Origin of the sequence: Pauljensenia hongkongensis, from assembly GCF_001746855.1 — a bacterium.
Taxonomy (GTDB): Bacteria; Actinomycetota; Actinomycetes; order Actinomycetales; family Actinomycetaceae; genus Pauljensenia; species Pauljensenia hongkongensis.
In genome coordinates this window covers 1,284,452-1,292,906 of the sequence record NZ_CP017298.1, presented here as the reverse complement: position 1 = coordinate 1,292,906, position 8,455 = coordinate 1,284,452, and the positions used below count along the sequence as shown (strand labels likewise).

General features: G+C 69.0%; 8 protein-coding genes. 6 read left to right on the top strand and 2 right to left on the bottom strand.

What is annotated here, in order from left to right; all coding sequences use genetic code 11:
- From BH719_RS05375 to purL, 4 genes are all read left to right on the top strand, one after another.
- A partial coding sequence (locus tag BH719_RS05375; RefSeq protein WP_009743759.1) for a phosphoribosylaminoimidazolesuccinocarboxamide synthase occupies positions 1-650 on the top strand: 650 nt, incomplete at its 5' end.
- Between the two features lie 63 nt (positions 651-713).
- The gene (locus BH719_RS05370) at positions 714-995 is read left to right on the top strand and encodes a phosphoribosylformylglycinamidine synthase subunit PurS (RefSeq protein WP_034219562.1); all 282 of its coding nucleotides are present in this window, start codon (positions 714-716) and stop codon (positions 993-995) included.
- Entirely contained in the window at positions 992-1,699 is a 708-nt protein-coding gene (gene purQ / locus BH719_RS05365; protein ID WP_009743757.1) for a phosphoribosylformylglycinamidine synthase subunit PurQ, read from the top strand. The genes BH719_RS05370 and purQ overlap by 4 nt, the downstream gene beginning before the upstream one ends.
- Before the next feature lie 69 nt (positions 1,700-1,768).
- Entirely contained in the window at positions 1,769-4,141 is a 2,373-nt protein-coding gene (gene purL, locus BH719_RS05360; RefSeq protein ID WP_009743756.1) for a phosphoribosylformylglycinamidine synthase subunit PurL, read from the top strand.
- 393 nt (positions 4,142-4,534) lie between these two features.
- Here purL and BH719_RS09110 read toward each other — a convergent pair whose 3' ends face one another.
- Both BH719_RS09110 and BH719_RS05355 read right to left on the bottom strand, forming a co-directional pair.
- Positions 4,535-5,422 (bottom strand): Abi family protein, encoded by an 888-nt coding sequence (locus BH719_RS09110; RefSeq protein ID WP_009743754.1) that lies wholly within the window; start codon positions 5,420-5,422, stop codon positions 4,535-4,537.
- Between the two features lie 654 nt (positions 5,423-6,076).
- On the bottom strand, positions 6,077-6,835 hold the full coding sequence (locus BH719_RS05355; protein WP_173647181.1) for a CDP-alcohol phosphatidyltransferase family protein: 759 nt from the start codon (positions 6,833-6,835) through the stop codon (positions 6,077-6,079).
- A 199-nt stretch (positions 6,836-7,034) separates the two neighbouring features.
- Here BH719_RS05355 and BH719_RS05350 point away from each other — a divergent pair, with 199 nt between their 5' ends.
- Together BH719_RS05350 and BH719_RS05345 are read left to right on the top strand one after the other, a co-directional pair.
- The gene (locus BH719_RS05350) at positions 7,035-7,670 is read left to right on the top strand and encodes an ECF transporter S component (protein ID WP_009743752.1); all 636 of its coding nucleotides are present in this window, start codon (positions 7,035-7,037) and stop codon (positions 7,668-7,670) included.
- The coding region (locus tag BH719_RS05345) for an energy-coupling factor ABC transporter ATP-binding protein (protein ID WP_009743751.1) at positions 7,660-8,455 on the top strand (796 nt) is incomplete at its 3' end. The genes BH719_RS05350 and BH719_RS05345, both read left to right, overlap by 11 nt.

Genomic DNA, 8,455 nt, shown 5'->3' with positions numbered 1-8,455 from the left:
GCGCCGTGCCCGACGCCGTGGACGCGCGCGCCGTCGTGTGCCGCCGCCTCGACATGGTCCCCATCGAATGCGTGGTGCGCGGGTACCTCACCGGCTCCGGCCTGGCGGAGTACCGCCGCACCGGCGCCGTCTGCGGCATCGGGCTGCCGGGCGGGCTCACCGAGGGGTCCCGCCTCGACACCCCGGTCTTCACCCCCGCCGCCAAGGCCGGGGCGGGAGAGCACGACGAGAACATCACCTTCGAGCGCGCGGCCGCCATGGTGGGGCGCGAACTGGCCGACCGCCTCAGGGACGCCTCCCTGGCCCTGTACGAGAGGGCCAGGGGGATCGCCGCCGGGCGCGGAGTGATCATCGCCGACACGAAGTTCGAGTTCGGCCTGGATCCGGACACGGGGCGGATCGTCCTGGCCGACGAGATCCTCACCCCCGACTCGTCGCGCTTCTGGCCCGCGGACCAGTGGCGCCCCGGGCGCCCCACCCCCAGTTACGACAAGCAGTACGTGCGCGACTGGCTCGCCTCGGCCGGATCCGGGTGGGACCGCGCCTCGGGGGAGAACCCGCCCGCGCTGCCCGACTCCGTGGTGGCCGCGACCGCCGCCCGGTACGCCGGGGCCTACCGCCGCCTGACGGGCGCCGACCCCGTCCTCTAGCAGACCTGCCCGCCGGGCGAGGTGCGCGGCGGGATCCTCACCGACAACACAAGGAGGGACGCCGTGGGGCGAATCATCGTGGAAGTGATGCCGAAGCCTGAGATCCTGGACCCGCAGGGCAAGGCCGTCGGATCGGCGCTGCCCAGGCTCGGGATCACGGGCTTCCAGGCCGTGCGCCAGGGCAAGTGCTTCCACCTGAGTGTGGAGGGGCCCGTCACCGGCGAACTCCTCGCCGAAGCCCGCAAGGCCGCCGAAGAGGTCCTGTCCAACCCCATCATCGAGGACGTCGTGCGCGTCGAGGCCATCGACGAGGCCGACGCCCGGTACGCGGGAGGCGCCCGGTGACGCGCATCGGAGTAGTGTCCTTCCCCGGCACCCTCGACGACCGCGACGCCGCCAGGGCGGTGCGCCTGGCGGGGGCCGAGCCCGTGGCGCTGTGGCACAAGGACGCCGACCTGCGCGGCGTCGACGCCGTCGTCGTCCCCGGAGGCTTCTCCTACGGGGACTACCTGCGCTGCGGGGCCATCGCCGCCACCGCCCCAGTCATGGCCGAGATCGTGCGCGGGGCCGGGCGCGGCCTGCCCGTCCTGGGCATCTGCAACGGCTTCCAGATACTGTGCGAGTCGCACCTGCTGCCCGGCGCCCTCATCCGCAACGACCACCAGAAGTTCGTGTGCCGGGACCAGGAGCTGCGCGTCGAGAACCCCGGCACCGCGTGGACCCGGGGGTTCAGCGCGGGCGACCTCATCACCATCCCCCTGAAGAACGGGGAGGGCAACTTCCAGGCGTCCCCCGACGAGCTCGCCCGCCTCGAGGGCGAGGGCCGCGTCGTCTTCCGCTACGCGGGCCCCAACCCGAACGGCAGCGCGAACGGCATCGCGGGAGTCGCCAACGACGCCGAGAACGTGGTCGGCCTCATGCCCCACCCCGAGCACGCCGCCGAGGCGGGCTTCGGCCCCCTCGCCCACGACGGCGCCGCCGCCGCCCACCACGGCGGCACCGACGGCCTCCGGATCTTCCAGTCCGTCCTCGCCCAGCTGGCAGGCTGAGGGCCCCGGGTCCGCGCGAGGAGCGGACCGGCCCCCGCCTCGTGAAACAATGTACGAACGGAGCGAAGCATGACCGCCCAGGCCACCCCCACCAACCCCCGCGAGCTGCACGACACGGTCGAGGACGCCGCCGCCACCCCCGACAAGGAGATGCCCTGGAGGGAACTGGGGCTCAAGGAGGACGAGTACCAGCGAATCCGCGCCATCCTCGGCCGGCGCCCCACGAACGCCGAGCTCGCCATGTACTCGGTCATGTGGTCCGAGCACTGCAGCTACAAGTCCTCCAAGAAGCACCTGTCCGAGCAGTTCGGCGCACGGACCACCGACGCCATGCGGCGCCGCCTCCTAGTCGGAATGGGCCAGAACGCCGGCGTGGTCGACATCGGGGGCGGCTGGGCCGTGACCTTCAAAGTCGAGTCCCACAACCACCCGTCCTTCGTGGAGCCCTACCAGGGCGCGGCCACCGGGGTGGGCGGCATCGTCCGCGACATCATCTCCATGGGGGCGCGCCCCGTCGCCGTCATGGACCAGCTGCGCTTCGGCGCGGTCGACCACCCCGACACCGCGCGCGTCGTCCACGGCGTGGTCGCCGGAGTCGGCGGCTACGGCAACTGCCTGGGCCTGCCCAATATCGGCGGGGAGACCGAGTTCGACCCCTCCTACCAGGGGAACCCCCTGGTCAACGCCCTGTGCGTGGGGACGCTGCGCCATGAGGACATCCACCTGGCCAACGCGACCGGCGAGGGGAACCTCGTCGTCCTCTTCGGCGCCCGCACGGGCGGCGACGGCATCGGCGGCGCGTCCATCCTGGCCTCGGAGACCTTCGAGGACGGCATGCCGGCCAAGCGGCCCAGCGTCCAGGTGGGCGACCCCTTCATGGAGAAGGTCCTCATCGAGTGCTGCCTGGAGCTCTTCGGGGCCGGGGTCGTCCAGGGCATCCAGGACCTCGGCGCCGCCGGGATCTCGTGCGCCACCTCGGAGCTGGCCTCCAACGGGGACTCCGGCATGCACGTCGACCTGGAGAACGTGCTGCTGCGCGACCCCACCCTGACCGCGGGCGAGATCCTCATGAGCGAGTCCCAGGAGCGCATGATGGCGATCGTGGCCCCCGCCGACCGGGAGCGCTTCTTCACAATCATCGACAAGTGGGACGTGGAGGCCTCCGTCATCGGCCGCCTCACCAGCGATGGGCGCCTCACCATCGACCACCACGGGCACCGCATCGTCGACGTCGACCCCAAGACCGTCGCCCACGAGGGGCCCGTGTACGACCGCCCCTACGCGCGCCCCGCGTGGCAGGACGACCTGCGGGCCGCCACCTCGGAGCCCCTGCGCAGGCCCGCCACCCGCGCGGAGCTGGTCGAGGACCTCGAAGCGGTGCTCTTCGACGCCAACCAGGCCTCCAAGGCGTGGGTCACCGACCAGTACGACCGCTACGTGCAGGGCAACACGGCCCTCGCCCAGCCCGACGACGCGGGCGTCATCCGCGTCGACGAGGCCACGGGCCTGGGGGTCGCCCTGTCCACGGACGCGAACGGCTGGTACACGAAACTGGACCCCGCGGCGGGGGCCAGGCAGGCGCTCGCCGAGTCCTACCGCAATGTCTGCGTGGTGGGCGCCGAACCCGTCGCCATCACCGACTGCCTGAACTTCGGCAGCCCCGAGGACACGGACGCCATGTGGCAGCTGGTGACGGCCATGACCGCGCTGGCCGACGGCTGCGTCGAATTGGGGATCCCCGTGACCGGCGGCAACGTGTCGCTGTACAACTCGTCGGGGACGGTCAAGGGCCGGATCGGCTCCTCGATCAACCCGACCCCCGTCGTCGGAATGCTCGGGATCGTGCAGGACGTGGCGCGTGTGAACCCCTCCGGTTTCACCGAGGAGGGGCTGGCGGTGGTCCTGCTGGGCACCACCCGCGAGGAGTTCGACGGCTCGGCGTGGGCGCGCATCGCCCACTCGCACCTGGGCGGAGTGCCCCCCGAGGTCTCCCTGCCCGCCGAGGTGGCGCTGGGGAACGTGCTGCGCGCGCTGAGCGCCGCCGACGGCCCCGACGGGCGGCCGCTGGTCCGCGCCGCCCACGACCTGTCCAACGGCGGCCTCGCGCAGGCGCTGGTCGACTCCGCCCTCCGCTTCGGCGTCGGCGGGTCCTTCGACTTGGCCTCCGCCGCCCGGCGCGACGGGGTAGGGGACCTGGAGATGCTGCTCTCCGAATCCCAGGCGCGCGCCTTCGTGGCGGTCCCCGAGGCGGCGCTGCCCGCCGTGTTCGCGGCCGCCGAGGCCGAGGGCGTCGAAGCGGTCCGCATCGGCACGACCGGCGGCGACCTGCTGGCCGTGGCAGGCGTGGACCTGCTGGCGGCAGAGGGGAGCGGCGGAGGCTGGGTCGCCGACCTCGCCGGGCTGCGGGAGCGCTCCGAGGCGGTGCTGCGGGACCGGTTCTGAGCGGCTGGTCCCGGGGCGCAGTGGGCGGTGGTTCTGACGTGCCCGAGCACCCCTGCGCGTTCGGGTACCCCGGCTTCGGGGACGACAGGGAGACGATACGCCGACGAGCGCCCCTGCACAGTCAGGGCGGCGCGTGGCGCATTCGCTCCGAGCCCCGGCTGATCGGGTCGAGGCGCAGCGGGTGGTGTATTCCCCCGGCGGGGCCATAACTTTTGTTTATGGCCCCGCCGGGGAGTAGGAACGGTAACCGGCATTGGCGTCCCGATCCGATCCGGAGTCCCGCACGCCTCGGCAGTGCGTCAGGCAGTTACGGGGGTGCTTACGGGACAGTTATGAGTACTCTTGGTCTGTATGCGATTGGGGAGGCAGTGCAATCAGTTAGGTGAGGTCCCTTCAATTCTCCCAAAAAGGCAGGGAATGCCAGTCCTGAGGCGCGCCCATGGAGGAGGGAGAAAGCCGGCCCACTGGAGGGAATGCTGCAAGCGTCCTAGGCAATGTGCGCGCATCTCCCAGATCCGTCTCGTGTAGGAGGTACTGCACGAGAGTAAGTTGAAGAAAGCAGCGGTTCCCCCATCTGGGATGCGCTTTGTTGTTTACATACTCCTTTAGGTAAGCGAGGGGGTGAGGGGTGTTGGGCAGCTTTGGTGTTTTTCTGAAATTGCGGTTGAATAATCGTGCGTGATGCGCGCAAATGTTGCGGAGTATATTTAGGCAGCGAAGCCATGAATTCAGTTCCGCGGCTGTTATCCTGATCTTCTCGGAAATTGCCTCCTGCTGGTTCCGGGTTGCGAAGCTGAATAGTGTGCGTAATGCTCCCCAGTCAAGTACCTGTACAGCCACCCACAGCGGCAGGACTCCGCGGTACTTCGACTTATAGTGAAGAACCGAGTCCTCGTCCGAGGTGCTTAGCTGGGTCTGGTAGTGCTCAATCCACCGACGATATTCTTCCGTGGGCCTTGCGCGGTCCTTGTCCCAGGCTTTGGGGCCGAGTTCGTGGGGCATAAGGTGGAGGTGTGGAGCGGTTTTCCCGAGTTCGTGGCCGATCAATGCCCGGAAGGCGATTTCAGTTCGCGACAGCTCGTGAGCCGTTGCTTCGCGCAAGGTCTCGTCATAGATGTAAACGGCGAGCACTTGTTCGAAGGTTGTCCCTTCCGTAAACTCGTCAGCGATCTCATTGGTCCCCTCTCGTTTTCTTCGGAATGGGTAGGAATAGCCGGACAGCTTGTAGTATCCGATTGTCTCCAGGGCGTTTCTCGCACGACTCGCGTCATCGATGATCATTCCCCTCCTGTAAGATGCGGATTTGCTCGTCAATTGACTTGAACGGTTTGGGCTCCATTGCTTTCCTCTGAAATAAAGAGGACCGGCCCTGGACCCTTTCGGGCGGAACCGGTCATTGTGTGTTAATTTTAACGCGCGTGTCGCGCGTTATCTATGTGATTTAGACCACTAATGTGGTAGATGTTATGTTCTGGCATGTGGGGCGGCGGGCCGAGTACTCGCTCCGAGCCTCGGCTGATCGGGTCGGCGCGCGTTCGGCCGCGGGATCCTGGCCGAGCCTGATCCGCAGGTCGTCGGCATCGCCGCGGTCCTCGTGGAACGTGGTCCCGGCCAGTCGGGATAGGGGGGCGTTGGCGAGCCGTGCTGGTCCTCCACTCTCCGCGCGGTGGCAGAGCTCTGGCCGCGGCCCGTCAGCCTCGTGGCCCCGGCGGGGGCAGTGGTTCCCCAGGGGGTAGTTCCCCCAAGGGGGTGTAAACGTTGGTTATGGCCCCATGGGGGAAGGTATGGGCCGACCCTGTGAGCGCGGGTCCGTCGTGTGAACGCGCGTTGTCACTGTGAGCGCGGGGCCGTGTTGCCCCTGGTCGCTTGCGGACCGCGCTGCCCGCGGTCCTGGGCGCCGGGTCGGCGCGGTCCCGGGCGGCGGGCCGACGGGGCCTACTTGTCCTCGCCGGTGGCGGTGCGGATGAATCCGGAGATCATGAACCAGCCGCCGCCCACCCAGAAGACGATCAGGAGCCACAGGGGCTGGACGGGGTAGAGGACCACCAGGGCGCCGCAGGCGAAGAGCCACAGGACCACTGAGACGATGTTGATAGCGCGGAAGCGCTTGACCCGGGCCGGGTGGGTGTAGTGGATGGGCACCAGGGTGAGGGCGGCGAGGACGATGGTGGCGATGATGTTGACCCATGCGGGCGTCTGCAGGACGTACATGACGATGGCGACGCAGTTCCACGCGGCGGGGAATCCGACGAAGTAGTTGTCGTTCGACTTCTCGCCGTCGTTGGCGTAGCAGAACACGGAGGAGACGATGATGAGGATCATCATCAGCAGCGGCACGGGGGCGGGCCCGAAGGGGAGCGCCATGCTCATGAACAGCGCGGGCAGGAACGTCCACGTGAGGTAGTCGACCAGGTTGTCCACGACCGCCCCGTCGAACCACGGGATCACCTCGCGGACGCCGACCTTGCGCGCCAGGGTCCCGTCGACGCCGTCGACGATGAGGGCGATGACGAACCAGAGCCACATGAGGGCGATGTCGTCGTTGAGCAGTGCCTGGAGGGCCAGGGCCGCCCAGACGAGCCCGGAGATGGTCAGTGCGTGGACTGCCCACGCGGCGACGGTGCGTCCGAGGCCGGGGGCGGTCGTTGATGGGGGTTGTTGCGTTTGCTCGGACACGGGTGCTCCTAGTGCCATGCGGCTCGGGTGGACGGGGCGGCTGGGCCGTCATCAAAGTATGCCAAAGTTTTGCGCGGGCATGGGGGGCTTTTGGCTCAGATGGGATCCGCCGCGCCGTCACAGCGGAAAAGGGGTAGAAAATGAGAGCTGGGTCTCCTATAGTTGATTGAGGTGGGCCTATGTGAAGTTATGGGGCCCTGAAACAGTGGGAATAACAATGTCTGAAACTCCGAATGAAGCGCTCCCCGGCGCCGAGCCCGGGCCGACCAGCAGGGTCGTGCGCACCTCCGCCCGCAAGGGCCTCGTGGACTCGGTGCTCGGCACCCGCAACCTCATGACCATCGCGGCGCTGGTCGTGTGCAACTGCATCATCTTCATCCCCATCAACTACGTGTCCGTCATGACGGCGGGAACGCAGCGGGGCGTCTACCTGGGGGTCGGCCTCATCGGGCTGTGGGCGGTCGACTTCCTGCTGCCCGTGACCATCGTGCGCAGGCCCGGGGCCGCCATCGTCGCCGGACTGCTCTACGGCCTCATCGGGATGGTCGCGACACCGGTGGGCCCCGCCGCGATCGTCGGGTGCCTCCTGGGAGGCGCCTTCGTGGAGCTGCCGCTGCTGCTCACCTTCTACCGCTTCTGGGACTGGCGGATGTTCATGGCGTGCGCCACCTGCTTCGGCCTGCTCAACAGCCTTCTCTACGTGGCCTCGATGGGTGCCCTCATCGGCTCCGACATGAACGCGCTGCTGGTCGCCATCGGCGTCGCCTCGGGCGTGGTCGGCGGCCTGCTCGTGCTGGGGGCCACGCGACTGCTCAACATGGCGGGCGTCGGGATCGACCGAGATGCCCGCTGACCCCCTCGTCGCCTGCGAGTCCCTGTCCGTCCACTACATCGGTGGGGACGCGTGGGTCCTCGACGACGTGTCCTTCGAGCAACTGGCGGGCCGGGTGACGGCGGTCATCGGCCCGTCGGGATGCGGGAAGTCGACGCTGGTGCGCGCCTGCTGCGGGCTGGTGCCCCACTCCATCCCCTCCGAGTACTCGGGCAGCGTCGCGCTGCGCGGGCAGGAGGTGGCCGACGCGCCCGCCGACGTGCTCGCTGGGACGGTCGCCTACGTGGGGCAGAACCCGGACGCGGCCGTGGTGACCAGGAGCGTGCGCTCCGAAGTCGAGTTCCCCCTGCAGAACCTGTGCCTCGGGCGCGACGAGATCACCGAGCGCGCCGACGCCGCCCTCGCCGCAGTGGGCATGGCGGGACTGGGCGGCAAGGACCCGTGGATCCTGTCCGGGGGCCAGCGCCAGCGCCTCGCCATCGCGGTCGCCCTGGCGATGCGGACCCCCCTGCTGGTCCTGGACGAGCCGACGTCCACCATCGACGCCGAGGGGTCGCAACGGTTCTACGACCTCGTGGCCGACCTGGCGCGCCAGGGGACCGCGGTCATCGTCATCGACCACGACCTGGACCCGATCCTGCCCTGGGTGGACCAGGTCCTCGCACTGGACGCGCGGGGGAGGGGCATCGCTCTGGGCACTCCCCGCGAGGTGTTCGTCCGCCACCGGGCGGCGCTCGAGGCGGTGGGCGTGTGGATGCCCCGCGCACTGCGCGCGGACGCCGTTCCGGCTGCGGAGGGCGCCCGCG

Excerpts from the sequence above, each read along its gene's own strand:
- BH719_RS09110 (WP_009743754.1), bottom strand. The coding sequence starts at position 5,422 with ATGATCATCGATGACGCGAGTCGTGCGAGAAACGCCCTGGAGACAATC.
- BH719_RS05350 (WP_009743752.1), top strand. The coding sequence starts at position 7,035 with ATGTCTGAAACTCCGAATGAAGCGCTCCCCGGCGCCGAGCCCGGGCCG.
- purL (WP_009743756.1), top strand. The coding sequence starts at position 1,769 with ATGACCGCCCAGGCCACCCCCACCAACCCCCGCGAGCTGCACGACACG.
- BH719_RS05355 (WP_173647181.1), bottom strand. The coding sequence starts at position 6,835 with ATGGCACTAGGAGCACCCGTGTCCGAGCAAACGCAACAACCCCCATCA.